14 protein-coding genes are annotated in these 17,941 nt (G+C 69.9%); 9 read left to right on the plus strand and 5 right to left on the minus strand.

The window, feature by feature from the left end:
* Positions 1 to 6: 6 nt before the first annotated feature.
* The gene (locus tag NJ1_RS32610; protein WP_067702346.1) at positions 7 to 807 is read right to left on the minus strand and encodes an HAD-IIA family hydrolase; all 801 of its coding nucleotides are present in this window, start codon (positions 805 to 807) and stop codon (positions 7 to 9) included.
* A 272-nt stretch (positions 808 to 1,079) separates the two neighbouring features.
* Between NJ1_RS32610 and fgd the strand changes: the two genes are divergently transcribed.
* From fgd to NJ1_RS32625, 3 genes are all read left to right on the plus strand, one after another.
* Positions 1,080 to 2,087 (plus strand): glucose-6-phosphate dehydrogenase (coenzyme-F420), encoded by a 1,008-nt coding sequence (gene fgd, locus NJ1_RS32615; protein ID WP_067702422.1) that lies wholly within the window; start codon positions 1,080 to 1,082, stop codon positions 2,085 to 2,087.
* A gap of 143 nt (positions 2,088 to 2,230) precedes the next feature.
* Positions 2,231 to 4,336 (plus strand): phosphate acetyltransferase, encoded by a 2,106-nt coding sequence (gene pta, locus NJ1_RS32620; protein ID WP_067702349.1) that lies wholly within the window; start codon positions 2,231 to 2,233, stop codon positions 4,334 to 4,336.
* On the plus strand, positions 4,333 to 5,529 hold the full coding sequence (locus NJ1_RS32625) for an acetate kinase (RefSeq protein ID WP_067702352.1): 1,197 nt from the start codon (positions 4,333 to 4,335) through the stop codon (positions 5,527 to 5,529). Before pta ends, NJ1_RS32625 begins: the two co-directional genes overlap by 4 nt.
* Before the next feature lie 29 nt (positions 5,530 to 5,558).
* Here the strand turns inward: NJ1_RS32625 and NJ1_RS32630 are convergent, their stop codons facing one another.
* Genes NJ1_RS32630 through NJ1_RS32640 form a run of 3 tightly spaced genes read right to left on the minus strand, consistent with a single transcriptional unit; the run spans position 5,559 to position 10,563 of the window.
* Positions 5,559 to 8,234, minus strand: coding sequence for a serine/threonine-protein kinase (locus tag NJ1_RS32630; protein ID WP_084479091.1), 2,676 nt, complete (start codon positions 8,232 to 8,234; stop codon positions 5,559 to 5,561).
* 2 nt (positions 8,235 to 8,236) lie between these two features.
* Positions 8,237 to 9,235, minus strand: a complete 999-nt coding sequence (locus tag NJ1_RS32635; protein ID WP_067702356.1) for a glutamate ABC transporter substrate-binding protein — start codon at positions 9,233 to 9,235, stop codon at positions 8,237 to 8,239.
* Positions 9,232 to 10,563, minus strand: coding sequence for a GlnX family signal transduction membrane protein (locus NJ1_RS32640; RefSeq protein ID WP_157574432.1), 1,332 nt, complete (start codon positions 10,561 to 10,563; stop codon positions 9,232 to 9,234). The genes NJ1_RS32635 and NJ1_RS32640 overlap by 4 nt, the downstream gene beginning before the upstream one ends.
* Positions 10,564 to 10,695: 132 nt before the next feature.
* On the opposite strand from NJ1_RS32640, the gene NJ1_RS32645 reads away from it, so the two are divergent.
* The 3 genes from NJ1_RS32645 (at position 10,696) to NJ1_RS32655 (ending at position 14,145) form a co-directional block, all read left to right on the plus strand.
* The gene (locus NJ1_RS32645; RefSeq protein WP_067702362.1) at positions 10,696 to 11,370 is read left to right on the plus strand and encodes an NUDIX domain-containing protein; all 675 of its coding nucleotides are present in this window, start codon (positions 10,696 to 10,698) and stop codon (positions 11,368 to 11,370) included.
* Between the two features lie 4 nt (positions 11,371 to 11,374).
* Positions 11,375 to 13,558 carry a molybdopterin-containing oxidoreductase family protein gene (locus tag NJ1_RS32650; RefSeq protein WP_067702366.1) on the plus strand — a complete coding sequence of 728 codons (2,184 nt, stop codon included), beginning with the start codon at positions 11,375 to 11,377 and terminating at the stop codon, positions 13,556 to 13,558.
* Between the two features lie 155 nt (positions 13,559 to 13,713).
* On the plus strand, positions 13,714 to 14,145 hold the full coding sequence (locus NJ1_RS32655; protein ID WP_067702369.1) for a type II toxin-antitoxin system Rv0910 family toxin: 432 nt from the start codon (positions 13,714 to 13,716) through the stop codon (positions 14,143 to 14,145).
* A gap of 364 nt (positions 14,146 to 14,509) precedes the next feature.
* Here the strand turns inward: NJ1_RS32655 and thiE are convergent, their stop codons facing one another.
* Entirely contained in the window at positions 14,510 to 15,211 is a 702-nt protein-coding gene (gene thiE, locus NJ1_RS32660) for a thiamine phosphate synthase (RefSeq protein ID WP_067702372.1), read from the minus strand.
* A gap of 263 nt (positions 15,212 to 15,474) precedes the next feature.
* On the opposite strand from thiE, the gene thiO reads away from it, so the two are divergent.
* The 3 genes from thiO to NJ1_RS32675 are packed head-to-tail and all read left to right on the plus strand — an operon-like array spanning position 15,475 to position 17,754.
* Positions 15,475 to 16,788, plus strand: coding sequence for a glycine oxidase ThiO (thiO, locus tag NJ1_RS32665; RefSeq protein ID WP_067702375.1), 1,314 nt, complete (start codon positions 15,475 to 15,477; stop codon positions 16,786 to 16,788).
* Entirely contained in the window at positions 16,785 to 16,997 is a 213-nt protein-coding gene (gene thiS, locus NJ1_RS32670; protein WP_067702377.1) for a sulfur carrier protein ThiS, read from the plus strand. The genes thiO and thiS overlap by 4 nt, the downstream gene beginning before the upstream one ends.
* Positions 16,990 to 17,754 (plus strand): thiazole synthase, encoded by a 765-nt coding sequence (locus NJ1_RS32675; RefSeq protein WP_067702380.1) that lies wholly within the window; start codon positions 16,990 to 16,992, stop codon positions 17,752 to 17,754. Before thiS ends, NJ1_RS32675 begins: the two co-directional genes overlap by 8 nt.
* Positions 17,755 to 17,941 lie beyond the last annotated feature (187 nt).

Raw genomic sequence — 17,941 nt, forward strand, 5'->3', positions numbered from 1 at the left:
CGGATCTCACACGCTGAACGGGTCCTTGGTCTTGCCGACCAGGTCGGCGACGGACTTCAACACCGCGGTGGGGCGGTAGGGGTACTGCTCGACGGTGGACATGGTGGAGATGCCCGTGGTGACCAGGATGGTGCGCATGCCGGCTTCCAGACCGGAGATGACGTCGGTGTCCATCCGGTCGCCGATCATGACGGTGGACTGCGAGTGCGCGCCGATCCGGCGCAGCGCCGACCGCATCATGAGCGGGTTGGGCTTGCCCACGTAATACGGTTCCTTGCCGGTGGCGCGGGTGATCAGCGCGGCGACCGAACCGGTCGCGGGCAGGATGCCCTCGCGCGAGGGACCGGTGGCGTCGGGGTTGGTGGCGATGAAACGCGCACCCGCCGAGATCAGCCGGATGGCCGTGGTGATGGCCTCGAAGGAGTAGGTGCGGGTCTCACCGAGCACCACGTAGTCGGGGTTGCTGTCGGTGAGCACGTAGCCGATCTCGTGCAGCGCGGTGGTGAGGCCGGATTCGCCGACGACATAGGCGGTTCCGTCGGGGCGCTGTTCCTTGAGGAAGGTCGCGGTGGCCAGGGCGGAGGTCCAGATCGACTCCACCGGGATGTCCAGGCCGGTGTGCTTGAGCCGGGCCTGCAGGTCGCGTGCGGTGTAGATCGAGTTGTTGGTCAGAACCAGGAACGGGATCTCGTTGTCGCGCAGTTCGGCGAGGAACTGGTCGGCGCCGGGCACCAGGTGGTTCTCGTGCACCAAGACGCCGTCCATGTCGGTGAGGTAGGACAGGATCGGTTCATCGATGGAAGTCACGAGTCAATTGTCCGCTATCGAAGTCCGGCGTGTCGGCCGGAGGGGCACACCGGCCGCGAACTTTTCGAAACCCACTTCACACGAACGAACGCGACACGCGGAATACCCGCGCTGACGGCCGGGTTCGCCGATGTGGGTGCGACCCCCGACACACCGCTGACTAGGGTGCGAAGAAGGCCGTTCGCACCGATGCCCACCCGGCGTCCCGGACGGCCGCGCGGGAGGTTGGGCCCGCACGACACAAGCGCAACAAGGCGACAGGAGTGGCGCACGTGAAGGACCTCAAACTCGGATACAAGGCGTCGGCGGAGCAGTTCGGCCCGCGCGAGCTGGTGGAGATCGCGGTCGCGGCCGAGGAGCACGGCCTCGACAGTGCCACGGTGAGCGATCACTTCCAGCCGTGGCGGCACAACGGCGGGCACGCCCCGTTCTCGCTCGCCTGGATGGCCGCGGTGGGCGAGCGCACCCAGCGCATCCAACTCGGCACCTCGGTGCTGACCCCGACCTTCCGCTACAACCCCGCGGTCATCGCCCAGGCGTTCGCGACCATGGGCTGCCTGTACCCGGATCGCATCATGCTGGGCGTCGGCTCCGGTGAGGCGCTCAACGAGATCGCCACCGGGTACCAGGGCGAATGGCCGGAGTTCAAGGAGCGGTTCGCGCGCCTGCGCGAATCGGTGGATCTGATGCGCGCCCTGTGGACGGGTGATCGCGTCGACTTCGACGGCGAGTACTACAAGACCGTCGGCGCCTCGATCTACGACGTGCCCAAGGGCGGCATCCCGGTGTACATCGCGGCGGGCGGCCCGCTGGTCGCGCGCTACGCGGGCCGCGCGGGCGACGGGTTCATCTGCACCTCGGGCAAGGGCATGGACCTCTACACCGAGAAGCTCATGCCCGCGGTCGCGGAGGGTGCGGCGAAGGTCGGCCGGACCGTGGACGACATCGACCGGATGATCGAGATCAAGATCTCCTACGACACCGATCCCGAACTGGCGCTGGAGAATACGCGCTTCTGGGCCCCGCTCTCGCTGACCCCGGAGCAGAAGCACTCGATCACCGATCCGATCGAGATAGAGGCCGCCGCGGACGCGCTGCCGATCGAGCAGATCGCCAAGCGCTGGATCGTCGCCTCGGATCCGGATCAGGCCGTCGAGCTGATCAAGCCGTACCTGGACGCCGGGCTGAACCACCTGGTCTTCCACGCCCCCGGCCACGACCAGCGCCGCTTCCTGGACCTGTTCAAGCGCGATCTGGGCCCGCGCCTGCGCGCGCTGTAGTTCTCGCACCGCGTTCCGCCCCGCACCCTTCCAGGGTGCGGGGCGGTGTCGTATGGGAAGGGGCGAGGGATATGTGTGGTGATCCGCACTTGTGCCGCGTGCTCCGGGTGAACCGCACATAACGGTCGGTAGGCTCTCGGGGTATGGCTGCGGCACCGGTTTCCAGCGTGTACATAGCGTCCCCCGAGGGCGATACCGGCAAGTCGACTGTGGCGCTCGGCGTCCTGCAGGCGCTGGCCGCTACCACCCCGCGCGTCGGCGTGTTCCGTCCCATCACGCGGTCCGCGACCGAGCGGGACTACATTCTGGAACTTCTGCTCGAGCACTCCACCTCCGATGTCGACTACGACATGGCCGTCGGCGTCACCTACGAACAGGTGCACGCCGACCCGGACGCGGCGATCAGCGAGATCGTCATGCGCTATCACGATGTGGCCAAGCACTGCGACGCCGTGCTCATCCTGGGCAGCGACTACACCGATGTCGCCAGCCCCAGCGAGCTGCGCTACAACGCCCGCATCGCCGTGAATCTCGGTGCGCCGGTGTTGTTGACCGTGCGCGGATCGGGCCGCACGCCCGAGGAGATCGTGCAGCTGGTGGAGCTGTGCCGGACCGAACTGGTGGCCGAGCACGCGAAACTGGTCGCCGTCATCGCCAACCGGTGCGACCCGGACGAGCTCGAGGCCGACGCCGACGCTTTGAAGCGCGCCGCGGCCGTCCCGTCCTGGGCGCTGCCGGAGGTTCCGCTGCTGCAGGCTCCCACCATGGACGAGCTGTGCCAGGCCATCGGCGGCGAAATCTACAGCGGCGACCCGGAATTGCTGCACCGCGAGGCGCTCGAGGTGATCGTCGGCAGCATGACCATCGAGCACATTCTGGACCGGCTGACCGACGGTGTCGCGGTCATCGCACCGGGCGATCGCTCCGAGGTGCTGCTGGCCATGGTGAACGCCCATGAGGCGGAAGGCTTCCCGTCGCTGTCCGGCATCATCATGAACGGCGGCATGCGGCCCGCGCCGTCCATCGCCCGGCTGATCGCCGGTCTCAAGCCGCGACTTCCGATCCTGGCCACGGATCTGGGCACCTTCGAGACCGCCAAGGCCGCCGCGCGCAGTCGCGGCCGCATCTCGCTCTCCAGCATCCGCAAGGTGGACACCGCGCTCGCCCTGATGGAGGAACGGGTGGACGCGCGAGAACTGCTGCGCCAGATCGAGATTCCCATTCCGAACGTGACGACCCCGCAGATGTTCGAATATCAGCTGATCGAGCGCGCCCGCTCGGATCGCAAGCGCATCGTGCTGCCCGAGGGCACCGACGACCGCATCCTGCGTGCCGCCGGCCGGGTGCTGCAGCGCAAGATCGCCGATCTCACCATCCTCGGTGACGAGACCGCGGTGCGCGGTCGCGCCGCCGAACTCGGCCTCGATATCGAGGCCGCCGAGGTGCTCGATCCGCTCACCTGTCCGCTGCGCGACGAGTTCGCGCAGGAGTACGCCCGGCTGCGCGCCAAGAAGGGCATGACGGTCGACCGCGCCCGCGAATTCATGGCCGACATCTCGTATTTCGGCACCATGATGGTGCACATGGGCGTGGCCGACGGCATGGTGTCCGGCGCGGCGCACACCACCGCGCACACCATCCGGCCGGCCTTCGAGATCATCAAGACGGTGCCGGGGGTGGCCACGGTCTCGAGCGTGTTCCTGATGGCCCTCTCGGATCGGGTGCTGGTCTACGGCGACGGCGCCGTGGTGCCGGATCCGACCGCCGACCAGTTGGCCGACATCGCGATCTCCTCCTCCCGCACCGCCCTGCAGTTCGGCATCGAGCCGCGCGTCGCCATGCTGTCGTACTCGACCGGCGAATCCGGGACCGGCGCGGATGTGGACAAGGTCCGCGAGGCGACCAAACTGGTGCACGAGCGGGCGCCGGAACTGCTGGTGGAGGGCCCGATCCAGTACGACGCCGCGATCGAGCCGACGGTCGCGCAGACCAAACTGCCCAACTCCCAGGTCGCCGGGCAGGCGACGGTGTTCATCTTCCCGGACCTCAATACCGGCAACAACACCTACAAGGCCGTACAGCGCAGCGCCGGCGCGGTCGCCATCGGCCCGGTGCTGCAGGGTCTGCGCAAGCCGGTCAACGATCTCTCGCGCGGCGCGCTGGTCGCGGACATCGTGAACACGGTGGCCATCACCGCCATTCAGGCCCAACAGGAGTCCGGGGCGACTCCGGAAGGCAGTGCCTCGTGAACGTTCTGGTGATCAACTCCGGATCCTCGTCGATCAAATACCAGCTGCTGGACCCGGATTCGGCCGATGTGGTCGCCTCCGGCGTGGTGCAGCGGATCGGCGAACCCGTCGCCGAGGGCTCGCCCAGCATCGAACACAAGAGTGCGGGAAGGACTTTCGAGCACGACGGCGCGGTGCCCGATCACGCGACCGGGTTGAAGCTGGTGTTCGACCTGTTCGCCGAGAGCGGCCACGACCTGGCCGAGGCGGGTCTGCGCGCGGTCGGGCACCGAGTGGTGCACGGCGGGGAGATCTTCTACGAGCCCACCCTGGTGACCGATGAGGTGATCCGGGCGATCGCCGAGCTGTCCACCCTTGCGCCCCTGCACAATCCGGCCAATGTGGTGGGCATCGAGAGCGCTCGGGAACTGCTGCCCGGGGTTCCGCAGGTGGCGGTGTTCGACACCGCCTTCTTCCACGGCCTGCCCGCCGCGGCCAAGACCTACGCCATCGATGCGAAGGTGGCCGCCGAATACGGTGTGCGGCGCTACGGCTTTCACGGCACCTCGCACGAGTACGTGTCCGGTCAGGTCGCGGACTTCCTTGGCCGGGACCGCACCGAGCTGAACCAGATCGTGCTGCACCTGGGCAACGGCGCGTCGGCATCGGCTGTCCGAGGTGGAAAGGCCGTGGACACCACCATGGGCCTGACGCCGCTGGAGGGCCTGGTCATGGGCACCCGTTCGGGAGATCTGGACCCGGGCATCATCTTCCACCTCATCCGCGAGGCGGGAATGGGCGTCGACGAGGTGGACAACCTGCTCAACCGGGAGTCCGGGATCAAGGGCGTCTCGGGGGTCAACGACTTCCGGGAGCTCGGTCGGCTCATCGGAACCGGTGACGCCGCGGCGAAACTCGCGTTCGACGTGTACATCCATCGGCTGCGCCGGTACATCGGCGCGTACCTGGTGGAGCTGGGGCGGGTGGACGCCATCACCTTCACCGCCGGTGTCGGCGAGAACGACGCCGCGGTCCGCGCCGCCGCGCTCGCCGGGCTCGAGCGCTACGGAATTCGGGTCGACGAGGCCCGCAACACCGCGAAAGATCGCTCGGCCCGGTACATCTCGCCCAAGGGCGCGGAGGTCGCGGTGCTGGTCGTGCCGACCAACGAGGAGCTTGCCATCGCACGCGCGGCCGTCAGGCTGGTCGGCTGACGTCGTGAACCGCGGTCCGTGAGCGCGGTTCAGAACCAGGATTTGGCGCGGACCGCGTTCGCGAGGTCGATCAGGGCGTAGCGGTGGCTGCGGCCCGGCGCGTATCGGGCCAGGGAGCGCAGCCCGGTCTCTATGCCGCGCCGCAACTCTCGTTCGTCGAACGGGGCGCCGAGCAGGGTCGAGTCGGGGTTCTTGGGCGTGTGGCCCTCCTGCAACCAGCCGAGTGCGGTGCCGTGCACGAAGACTCGCAGCTGGGCGGTGCGGGCCTCACCCGCGGGGAGGGCCAGTACCCGCGCGGCGGCCAGGTGCAGGGTGGATTCCTCCAGCTCGCCGACCGGCGCCGAGGTCAGCAGCATCAGCACCGCGGTCATGCGCGCTTCGGCGAAGTGCCTGGACGCGGGCGGGACCTCGTCCAAGGCGTGCACCGCCGCGGCGATGTGCCCGGCGGCGGCCAACTGCCGGGCCAGGCCGAACGCGGCGCTCACCACCCCGCGATCGGTGCGCCAGACAGTGGCGTAGTAGCTCTCGGCGTAGGCCCGCCATTCCTCCGGATCGGGGGAATCCCAGTGCTGGAGAACGAGTTCCGCGGTGGCGGCCAGGGCCAGCTTGGGTGCGATCTCACCGGGCAGCGCCTCGAGCACGGCGTCGAAACGGCCGAAGGCGCGTTCGTACTCGCGTTCCAGCAGTTCGGTCAGACCCAGATACCAGTCGATCCGCCAATCGCCGGCGGGCGCGCGCGACTGTTCGGCCACCCGCTCCATCAGGACGCGGGCCGCTGCGGGCTCGTCCAGATCCAGATGCGCCCGCGCCTCGGCCAGGGTCACCTCGAGTTCGAAAGTGTCCGGGGCGCCGCCGGGTTCGGCCGCCGCGCGCTGCCGGGCATGGCGCAGCTCGTCGAGCGAATGCCGGGCCTCGGGGTGGGCCGCGCCCGCCAGCAGCGGCGCGGACGGGTCGGCGGGATCGATGATCGGAACCGGCAGCGCGGCCATCACGTCGCTAGGGCCCAGCAGCGTGCTGCGCGCGATGCCGTCGATGATTCCGTCGGTCTGCGCGATCAGCTCGCCGGTGCCGAAACTGGTCCGCGGCGGGCTGAAAAGCGTTGACAGCTGCGGATGTTCGTTCCCGGTCTCGACCGCGAGGATCTCGCGCAGCACACCGGTGAGCTGGCTGGCGAACACCCGGGCCGAGCCGAACCGCCGATCCGGATCCGGATCGGTGGCGCGCAGCAGCAGCCGGTGCAGGAACTCGTGCCGGGCCAGCACCGGCTGATCGGCGGGAGCGGGGATGCCGTCGACGTAGGCGCCCTTCTCCATCGGCATGTCGAGGATGAGCACGGCCAGCGTCCGGCCCACCGTGTAGATGTCCGAGGCCGCCGTCGGGCCGGTGTTCCCGATCTCCGGCGCCTGGAAACCCCTGGTGCCGTACAGGTTTCCGTACGCCTCGAACTGTGCGACCGCGCCCAGATCGATGAGTTCCACCCGATCGGTGGTCACCATGATGTTGTCCGGTTTGAGGTCGTTGTACGCCAGCCCCACCGAATGCAGGTAGTCCAGCGCCGGAAGCACCTCCAGCACATAGGCGATGGCCTCGGTGACCGGCATGCGCTCGGGCCGCTGATGCTGATCGAGCAGGTGCCGCAGCGAATGGCCGCCCACGTACTCCATCACGATGTAGCCGATCGGTGACCCGTCCGACCCGGGATGCTCCACGAAGTTGTGGATCTTCACGATGCTGGGATGCGCGACCTCGGCCAGGAACTGCCGCTCGGCGACCGCCACCGCCTGTGCCTCGGCGTCACCGGCGTGCAGCAGGCCCTTGAGCACCACCCAGCGATCGCTCACGTTCCGGTCGATGGCGAGATAGATCCAGCCCAGGCCGCCGTGCGCGATACAGCCCTGAATCTCGTACTGACCCGCCACCTGGTCGCCGGTGTGCAGTGAGGGCTTGAAATCGTATGGCGCGCCGCAGGTATCGCAGGTTCCCGAGGTCCGGGCCGGTCGCATGGGGGTGGCCCGGCCCACCGGCTTCCCGCAGCGCCAGCAGTATCGGCGGCCCTCGGACACCTCGGCGTCGGCGAGTACGGCCTGTTCCGGATCCACCGGCTCGACCGCCGGGATCGGCACCAGTCCCGCGCCCAGCCGCCGCACCACCGGCCGGGGCCGGGACATGCGCGCGGTGCGCTGGGACGGCCGGGTGCCGGTCCGCACCTCGCCCTCGGACGCTCCGGCGGTGCCGGGCCTGGTCGCGGGTGGGCGGCCCGAGGCCTGAGTTCCCTTGCCCGCGAACGACTCCGCACCGCCGTACGGTGCTCGCGCGACGGCCTGGGTGCCCGCGTCGGGACCGTTGCCTCCGGCGCCGTTGCCCGAATCCGGCCGCGCGGTGGCCTGGGTGCTCGCCCCCGTGCGGGTGGTGGCCTGGGTGGGCGGGCCGGATTCGGTGCGGGTGGTCGCCTCGGTCTCGGGAGCGGCGGGCTCGCCGACCGCGGGCGGCAGTTCGGCGGCCGGGCCGGGCCGGGTGAGGAACGCCGAGATGCTCCGGGGCTGTTCGGCTTCCAGGTTCTCGGTGCGTCCCGAGCGGCGCGTCGGCTCGCCTTCGGCGGACAGTTCCGGCTCGCCCTCGGACGGTTCCGGCTCGCGTGCGAACGGTTCCGGCTCGCCCTCGGACGGTTCCGGCGCGGCGGGTTCGGGTTCGGCGGGTTCCCTCATGCTCAGTCCTGGTACCTCGGTGCGGGCGGCACGGCGGCATTCTCGAGCTGCCCGGCCAGCCAGCGGCCGTAGAGGCGATTCCAGGTGCCGTCGCCGCGAATCCGCTCGAGCGTGCCGTTGACCTGGCGCACCAGATCGTCCGCGCCCTTGGAGATTCCGATGCCGTACTGCTCGGTGCTGAGATCCGGCCCCACCACCTCGGTGACCGGATCCTGGATCGCCAGCCCGGCCAGCACGGTGTCGTCGGTGCTGACGGCGTCGACCTGACGCTGCTGCAGCACCACCAGGCAGTCGGCCCAGCTGGGCACGGTGAGAATCGACGCGGCGGGCTGCTCGCGGCGGATCCGGTCCAGCGACGTGGTGCCCGGCACCACGCACACCCGCTTGCCCGCCAGATCGGCGAGTCCGTTGATCCCGGAGTCGTGCACGGTCAGCACCCGCTGATGCGCCTGCAGATACGAGGTGGAGAAGGTGACCCGTTGCCGCCGTTCACAAGTGATGGTCATGGTCTTGACCACCACATCCACCGTGTGCTCCTGCAGCGCGCGTTCGCGGTCCGCGGAACCCAGGATGCGGTACTCGATCAGATCCGGATTCCCGAGCAGGTCGCGGGCGATCTCGCGGGCGATGTCCACGTCGAATCCGGCGAGCGTGCCGGTGATCGGGTCGCGGAAGCTGAACAGGTTACTGCCCGGATCCAGCCCGACCAGCAGTCGTCCACGCGAGCGAATGGCATCGACGCCGGATCCGCCCCGGCCGCCGGTGGGCCGGAGGCTGGCGGTCGGATCACCGCAGGTGTCGGACTCGGGCGGCAGCGGCTGATGTGTCTGCGCCGCAACGGCTCCCGACGGTAAGGGTGGCTCGACATAGCTGGGGGCCCGAGTGGGCGGCGGTGCGCTGGACGGGGAGTCGCCACAGCCCGCGGTCATGGCCACCGCGGCGACGGCGGCGATGACGGCGGCGGACCGCCACGCGCCGGGAGAGTGCGTGCGTGGGCTCATCGGTACTCCCGTAGTCGGGGCCACAGGCCGACCGCGACGAACACGGCCGCCGCGGTACTGAGCACCAGCGCGCCCGGTGTGAGCAGATCGAGTGCGCGAGCGGCCTGGGACGTATTGCTGCGCAACTCGTTCCGGGTGTCGCCGATGCCGTCCGCGAGCGCCCGGTCCAGGGCGTCCACCTGTGCGGTCGCCTCGTTGGCTCCCGCGCCGGTGGCCACCGCGGCCGCGCCGTTGAGATCTCCGCGCGAGACGGCGTCGTTCATCCGCTGATGCGCGGCCCGCCACTTGCTCAGCGCGCTGCTCGCGGTGGTGACCTCAGCGGCCCCCGGTGCGTCGGGGGAGTACCCGGACAGGATGCGGTTCAGTTCGCTGACGGCCTGATCGAAGGTGCTGTCGTACTCCGCACCGGTGTCGCGGCGCACGAGTTTGAGGGTTTCGGCGGTGCGGGCCTGCTGTGCCAGGATCCGGCTCTGGGTGAGCGCGGCCATCGGCGCGCTGCCCGCGTCCCGTGAATCGGTGGTCGCGACCGCCGAGACGATGCCCGCGATCACCGTCCAGGACAGCAGCACCACCATGGTTGCCGTCGCCAGCAGCAAACCCGGGTTCAGCACCCGGTTCCAGTGCCGGAACAGGAACATCTGCGCCGCGATCAGAGCCGCCACGGCCAGCAGCGGCAGCACGATGGCCGACCACGGCGGTCGCACCTGATTGTGCTGGGTATCGGCGATGGCGGCGGCCCGGTGCGCCTGCAGTTCCTGGGCCATCGGCAGCATGGTCGCCTGCATGAGATTGGACGCCTCGCTCAGGTAGGCCGCGCCGACGGGGAGCCCGCCGCGGTTGTTGGCCCGAGCGGTTTCCACGATGCCGCTGTACACCGGCAATCCAGTGGCTATTCCGGTGCGCAGATGGGTATCCGCGTCGCCGTCACTGCGAGTGGACTGGGTCACCAGTTCGGCCGAGGCCTCGCCCAGCGCCTGGTTGTAGCGGTCGCGCACCGGTTTGGGCTCGAGGCCGCCCGAGATGAAGGCCGTTCCGGCCGACGCGTCCGCCACCGACAGCGAGGTGTACAGCCGCTGGGCCGAATACGCATCCGGCTCGGCCTGATCCGAAATCACATCCAGGGCGTGCTGGCGGTTGTCGACCGCGGTCGCGGTGACCACGCCCGCCACCACGCACATGCCCAGCAGGACCAACCCGACCGCCAGCAATTTCGCTGGTGACGAGCGCGCGAACAATCGCATTTCGGTGCCGGCGAGGCGTTCACGCCAGGCCGCGGCGGCAGCGCGCGGCGACAATTCATCGAGCCGCAACTGCGCGGTGCGAGCCATGCTCACCTCCCACTGGCCGAAACCGGACGACCGACTCACTGATATCGGATGAGCTTATTGTGGACGTATCGGTGCCGTGACGCGGGAACACCCGTCGTGCTCGTGCTTCGGGCCGAAGATGGGATGTGAACGATGCGTGGTGACGGCGACGGCTGGTCGGAAAGCCCCGATGGCACTCGCCAGTGGGGCCGCTTCGGTGCTGCCGGACTGTTGCTGCGCGCTCCGCTCTCGAGTGGGGGATCGGCGGTGCTGCTGCAGCACCGCGCCGCGTGGAGTCATCAGGGCGGCACCTGGGCGCTGCCCGGCGGCGCGCGCGACTCGCACGAGTCCACCGTGCACGCCGCGGTTCGCGAGGCCGAGGAGGAAGCGGGCATCGCCGCGGGGGACCTGCGGGTCCGGGGTTCCCGGGTCACCGCCGTCGCGCCGAGCGGCTGGACCTACACCACCGTCGTCGCCGATGCGGCCGCCCCGCTGCGCACCCGCGGCAATATCGAGAGCACCGAACTGGCCTGGGTCCCCGAGGACGAGGTGGACGGTCGTCCCCTGCACCCGGGATTCGCGGCCGCCTGGCCCACCCTGCGCGCCACCCCGACCCATGTCAGCCTGGCCGGTCTGCCCGATCCGGCGGCGGTGGCGGCCGCGTTGCCGCGCACCCTGGATCTGGACTCCGGCGGCTTCCTCTGGCTGCAGGCGAACGGCGACGGCGATGGCCGGACCGCCCGGATCGGCGAACCCGAGACGCCCGCCGCCGCCCCGGATCTGACCGGAAATGTGTTGTTCCTCACCCTGGCTCAGGTGTTGTCTTGAGGGCGTGACAACGCGCGAGGTGCCCACGTACTGCCGGATCTGCGAACCGCTCTGCGGGCTGATCGCCACCGTCGAGGACGGCAAGCTGATTCGCCTGCGCGCGGACAAGGAGCATCCGCTCTCGCGCGGGAACGCCTGTCCGAAGGGGATCGCGTTCACCGAGATCCAGAACGATCCCGATCGCGTGCTGTATCCGCTGCGCCGCACCCCGGACGGTGAGTTCGAGCGGGTGTCGTGGGACGAGGCGCTGCGGGACATCGGCGCCCGGCTCGGGGCGATCATCGATGCGCACGGGCGCGAGAGCCTGGGCTGGTACTTCGGCAATCCGTCGTCGTTCTCCTACTCGCATACGCTGTGGCTGGTCGGATTTCAGCTGGCCGCCGGCATCCGGCACATGTACTCGGCCGGCTCGCAGGACATCAACAACCGGTTCGTGGCCAGCCAGCTGCTCTACGGTTCGATGACCTCGGTCCCGGTGCCGGACCTGGACCGCACCGACTTCCTGCTGATGATCGGCGCGAATCCGGTTGTCTCGCACGGCAGTGCGGTCAGTGTGCCGCGCGTGCGCGAGAAGCTCACCGCGATCACCAAGCGCGGCGGGCGGGTGGTGGTGGTCGATCCGCGCCGGACCGAGACGGCGCAACTGTTCGAGCACGTCGGCGTGCGGCCCGACGCGGACGCCTGGCTGCTGGCCGCGCTGCTGCAGGTGATCTTCGAGGAGGGCTTGGACGACGCGAACGCCCTGCGCCGACAGGCATCGGGCATACGCGAATTACGGGACGCGGTACGCCGATTCACGCCCGAGGCGACCGCCGCGGTGACCGGCCTCGAAGCCGATCGGGTGCGCGCCCTGGCTCGCGATCTGGCTGGTGCGCGCTCGGCCGCCGTATACGGCCGCACCGGCACCTGCCTCGGCCGCCATGCCACGCTGGTCGCCTTCCTCATCGACGCGCTGGCCCTGGTGACCGGCAACCTGGACGCGCCCGGCGGCTCGGTATTCGGTAAGGAGCTGGTGGCGGTGTCCCAGCTCAACGCGCGGCTCGGGCTGATCGGCTACGGCAAGAACCGTTCCCGCGTAGGCGGATTCCCGGATGTGCTGGGCACATTCCCGGCGGCCGTCATGGCCAAGGAGATCACCACGCCGGGTCCCGGTCAGTTGCGCGCGCTGTTCACCTCGGCGGGCAACCCGGTCTCCTCGGTGCCGAACGGCCGCGAATTGTCCGACGCCATGCGGCAATTGGATCTGCTTGTGTCGATCGACCTGTACGTGACCGAGACCAACCGCGCCGCCGACTACATCCTGCCTGCCACCACCTTCCTGGAGCGGGACGATATTCCGCTGCCCTTCACCGCGCTCTCCCCGACGCCGTACACGCAGTACACCGAGCGGGTCCTCGAACCCGCCGGTGAGGCGCGCGAGGAATGGCGGATCATCGACGACATCGCGACCCGAATCGGCGTGCAGCCCTTCGTGATCGGCCCGGCCCGCGCGGCCGGGCGGGTGCTGAGCGCGCTGCGACGACGTGTTCCCGGCGGCGGATCGGTTCGTCCCACGCCACGGCTGATCGTCGATCTCGCCCTGCGTACCGGGCCCTACGGGGATCGCTTCGGTCTACGCCCCGGTGGGATCAGTCTGAAGATGCTGCGGCGTCATCCGCACGGTGTGGTGCTGGCCGACGGCATCACCACGGGGGTGCTGCGAGAGATCGTGCAGCACAGGGGTGGCCGGGTGCAGGCGGCTCCCGCCGAGATCATCGCCGAACTGCGTGATCTCACGGCGCCGATCGTGGATCCGGAATACCCGCTGCGGGTGATCGGCATGCGCGAGTTGAAGTCACACAACTCCTGGATGCACAACGTGGAACCGCTGATGCGCGGCGATCGCGAGCACGCCGCCCGGATCAATCCCAAAGACGCCGCGCAGTCGGGTATTTCCGACGGCGATCGCTGCCGGGTGACCTCCCGGCACGGCGTGATCGAGGTCGTCGCCCGCCTCACCGAGGATATGACCGAGGGCGCGGTCGCCATCCCGCACGGCTGGGGGCATCGTGGCGGCTGGCAGCGCGCGAACGCGGCCGGCGGAGCCAATGTGAACGACCTGATGTCCTCGGACCTCGCCGACGTGGAGCCCCTGGCGGGAATGTCCAACCTCAACGGCGTCCCCATTCGCCTGGACCCCCTGCCCTGAGATCCGGGCCGACTCCGATCAGCCGCCCGAGGGGCTCGATACCGGTTCGGCTGCTCCGGCTCGGCGCCGGTAGCCGAGCCTGGATCGGGCGCAGTGTGGGCGAGCCCACCCGCCCGCGGATCACTGAGACAACCTGTAACGGTTAGTATCCGCGAGTGGCCAAACTGAAGGTTTCCGTCGATGTACCCATCGCCCCCGCACAAGCGTGGGCGCACGCCTCCAACCTCTCCGAGCTGGGTGATTGGCTCACCCTGCACGAGGGCTGGCGCGGCACCGTCCCGGAGGAACTGACCGCGGGCACCCGCCTGGCCGGAGTCGCCACCGTCAAGGGCTTCCGCAACCGGGTCAACTGGACCGTCAAAACGGCCGAGCCGCCGCACCGCCTGGTCCTGAGCGGCGCGGGCATCGGCGGCACCAAGTTCGGAATCGAACTGCGCGTCGCCCCCGCCGCCTCCGGCTCCAAGGTCGCCGCCGACATCGAACTCGGCGGCGCGCCCCTCTTCGGCCCGATCGGCTCGGCCGTGGCCAAGGCCCTGCGCGGGGACATCGAACGCTCCCTGGAACGGTTCGTCCAGCTCTACTCCTGACTCGTGTGAACCCCTCAGTGGGCGACGGTGACGTGTTTCGCGTGCCGGGAGATTCGAGTTCGTCGAGGATCACCACCGCGAGGTCCTCGGCCGAAATCCGTGCTGTCCCATCGGCTTCGGTGGGGAGCGCGGTGGTGCGGCGGCCCTCGGGGCGGACCTGATGTCAGAAAGTCGGGGGCCGCGGCGCTAGTTCGCGGGCGTGGGTCTGTGGACGGTTGTGGATTGCCCGGTGTGCGCCGAATCGGGAGTGCGCGGGGCACGGGTGCTGCCTCGGCGGCGCCGGCGAGTCCCGCGCCCCACGAATTCGCCGCGTGACAGAGTCGGGGCCGGACGACCCCGGGTGATCCAGCAGTGTTCCCGGTGTTCAGGAGGCGCTGTCGAGCACTCGCTGCTTGAGTGCGCGGGCCGCGGCTTCGGGGTTGCGGGCCTCGGTGATGGCTCGTACCACCACGATTCGGGTCGCGCCGGCGGTGAGGACCTCGGACAGATGCTCGTCGTCGATGCCGCCGATGGCGAACCAGGGGCGGGTGGGGTGCGAGTCGGCGGTGGAGCGGACCAGCTCCAGTCCGGCGGCTTGGCGGCCGGGCTTGGTCGGGGTGGCGTAGACCGGACCGGTGCAGAAGTAGTCGAGGTGCTCGTCGATGGCGGCGAGACCGGCCTGCGCGCGGTTGTTGGTGGAGCGGCCGATCACCACGTCGGGCCCCAGAATGCGGCGTGCGTACCAGGGCGGCAGGTCACCCTGGCCCAGGTGCAGCACGTCCGCTCCGGCGGCGAGCGCGATATCGGCGCGATCGTTCACCGCGACCATGGCACCGTGCCGTCGCGCGGCGGCCTTCAGTTCGGCGAGCGCGCCGAGTTCGGCTTTGGCCTCGAGCGGTCCGAACTGCTTGTCGCCGGGCGAACCCTTGTCGCGCAGCTGAATGATGTCGACACCGCCCGCGAGCGCGGCCTCGGCGAACTCGGCGAGGTCGCCACGCTCCCGGCGGGCGTCCGTGCACAGGTACAGCCGGGCGTGAGCCAGGCGTTCCCTGGGTGGAGCCGGCCGGTTCGGGTGGGAGGGTTGCACGAGCTCAACGGTAGCCGCGCTACCGTGGATAGCGCGAAGCGAACGACGACGCGCGAGACGCGTGACACGTTCGTGCACGACCCCCGAAGTGGGTCCGGATCGTCCGATTCCGAGAGCGCGGCTCCCACCCGGCGGTCCGGCACCGCGACGGCCCGGCTCCGATCGGTTCCGGAGGCGGGCGGGAAACCCGTCCGGCGGATGCGGGTTTCGCGTGGAGAACAGGCTGTTCCCCGGGGTCGGCCCCGGGGAGTGAGGTGGAAGCAATGCGGACTCTGGCCGTCGTCGGCGGCGGCGTGATCGGGCTGTCGGTGGCATGGCGTGCCGCCGAATCCGGCTGGACCGTCACGCTGTTCGACCCGGCGATCGGATCCGGGGCCTCCTGGGTGGCCGGCGGCATGCTGGCCCCGCTCTCGGAAGGCTGGCCCGGCGAGGACGAGGTCCTCGAATTCGGCGCCGCCGCCCTGGCCCGCTGGCCCCGCTTCGCCGCCGACCTCCGCACTCGCACCGGCACCGACGTCTTCGTCGCCGACCGAACCCTCACCGTCGCCCTGGACTCCGCCGACGCCACCGACCTGCGCACCATCGCAGACTGGGTCAACACGCGCGAGGTGCGAGGCGCCGAGGGCGAGCCGCTCCGGCTCCTGAACCGTGCCGGTGTGCGTGAACTCGAGCCCGGCCTGAGCCGCGTCGTCCGTGCCGGGTTGCTCGCTCGGACCGAACCCGCCGTGGACAACCGCCTCGTGGTGACCGCGCTGCGCGCCGCCTGCGCGGCCGCCGGGGTGCGGTTCGGTTCCGACCGCATCGTGCCTTGCGCGGGCGAGGAGGATCACGCCGATCCGGCGCCCGCGCCCCCGACTCGGAGTCTCGGGGATCTGCCGCACGATCGGATCGTGCTGGCGGCCGGCGCCGCGTCCGCCGAGCTGTGGCCCGGCTTGCCGGTGCGCCCGGTCAAGGGGGAGATCCTGCGACTGCGTCGTCGCCCGAGTGCACCCGCTGCACCTGTGCACGTGGTGCGGGCCCGCGTGCACGGCCGTCCTATATATCTTGTGCCGCGTGGTGACGGGATCGTGCTGGGCGCGACACAATACGAGGCGGGATTCGATACCGCGGTCACGGTGGCCGGGGTGCGGGATCTGATTTCCGATGCGGAGACGGTGTTTCCGGGTATCGGTGAGTACGAGTTCGCGGAGGCGATCGCGGGTTCGCGCCCGGGGTCGCCGGACAATCTGCCGTTGATCGGATATCTCGATGATCGGGTGATCGCCGCGACCGGGCACGGTCGCAACGGGATTCTCGGCGTGCCGGTGACCGCGGACGCGGTGCTGGCCCTGCTCGAGGGCGAGGTGCTGCCCGAGGCCCGAGCCGCCGATCCGGCTCGGTTCGGCATCCCACCGTCCGGTGGGGCGACATCGCCCGATGGCTCCGACGCCGCCGGACGCGATTCCACGGCGGCGACCGGGCAGTCGTCCACCGCCGCGACCGGGCAGTCGCCTACCGCTGCGGCGCGGCAGTCGTCTACCGCCGCGGCGCGGCAGTCGTCTACCGCCGCAATGTTTTCCCCAGGAGGAGTTCGATGAGTGCGAGTCCGGTCGGCATCACCGTCAACGGTGAGGACCATACGTTTCCGGTTGCCCCCACGGTGCACGAGTTGCTGGCGGGCCTGAACCTGCCGTGCAAGGGCGTGGCCGTGGCGGTGGACGGCGCGGTGTTCCCGAAGTCGCGCTGGGACGAGCCGGTCGAACGCGGCTGGGAGATCGAGGTCCTGACGGCGGTGCAGGGTGGCTAGCCCGGCCGATCCGCTGGTCATCGCGGGCCGCGAGTTCGGTTCGCGCCTGATCATGGGTACCGGCGGCGCGGACAACCTGACGGTTCTCGAGGAGGCTCTGCTCGCCTCCGGGACCGAGCTGACCACCGTCGCCATGCGCCGGGTGGACGCCGCGGGCGGCACCGGAGTGCTGGATCTGCTGAAAAAGCTGCAGATCGCCCCGCTGCCCAATACCGCCGGGTGCCGCAGCGCGGCCGAGGCCGTGCTCACCGCGCGCCTGGCCCGCGAGGCCCTGGAAACCGAGTGGGTGAAGCTGGAGGTCATCGCCGACGAGCGCACCCTGCTGCCCGACGCCATCGAATTGGTCGACGCCGCAGAGCAATTGGTGGACGACGGTTTCATCGTGCTGCCGTACACCACCGATGATCCGGTGCTGGCCCGCCGGCTCGAGGACATCGGCTGCGCGGCGGTGATGCCGCTGGGTTCGCCGATCGGCACCGGTCTGGGGATCAGCAATCCGCACAATATCGAGATGATCGTCGCGGACGCCGGGGTTCCGGTGATCCTGGACGCCGGTATAGGCACCGCCAGCGATGCCGCCCTGGCCATGGAATTGGGTTGCGCCGCAGTCCTGCTCGCCACCGCCGTCACCCGCGCCCGTCAGCCCGCCGTGATGGCCACGGCCATGGCGCACGCGGTCGAGGCCGGTCGCCTGGCCCGGCAGGCCGGTCGCATTCCCAAGCGTTTCTGGGCGCAGGCCTCCTCGCCCGCACTCTGAGTCGTCGTCGGCGACGCGAGACGGGCGCGCCGCCACCCGTCCGGTCCCGTCGGCCGATCGTGCTCGTCGCGGCCCGCTGCCGTGACCTCGGCCGTTAGTGGACCGTTGGAATCTCGTTGGTGACCCCGAGAAAGCTTCTGATCAGCGGCCGACAGGGTTCGGGGTAAGCCCTCTGACATCCCCTCGA

The sequence above is a fragment of the Nocardia jejuensis NBRC 103114 genome (genome assembly GCF_001613145.1).
GTDB lineage: Bacteria > Actinomycetota > Actinomycetes > Mycobacteriales > Mycobacteriaceae > Nocardia > Nocardia jejuensis.

Bases quoted from the DNA above. Each gene is read 5' to 3' on its own strand.
- NJ1_RS32640 (WP_157574432.1), bottom strand. From the start codon at position 10,563: ATGGCTCGCACCGCGCAGTTGCGGCTCGATGAATTGTCGCCGCGCGCT.
- NJ1_RS32645 (WP_067702362.1), top strand. From the start codon at position 10,696: ATGCGTGGTGACGGCGACGGCTGGTCGGAAAGCCCCGATGGCACTCGC.
- thiO (WP_067702375.1), top strand. From the start codon at position 15,475: ATGCGGACTCTGGCCGTCGTCGGCGGCGGCGTGATCGGGCTGTCGGTG.
- thiS (WP_067702377.1), top strand. From the start codon at position 16,785: ATGAGTGCGAGTCCGGTCGGCATCACCGTCAACGGTGAGGACCATACG.
- NJ1_RS32635 (WP_067702356.1), bottom strand. From the start codon at position 9,235: ATGAGCCCACGCACGCACTCTCCCGGCGCGTGGCGGTCCGCCGCCGTC.
- NJ1_RS32630 (WP_084479091.1), bottom strand. From the start codon at position 8,234: ATGAGGGAACCCGCCGAACCCGAACCCGCCGCGCCGGAACCGTCCGAG.
- pta (WP_067702349.1), top strand. From the start codon at position 2,231: ATGGCTGCGGCACCGGTTTCCAGCGTGTACATAGCGTCCCCCGAGGGC.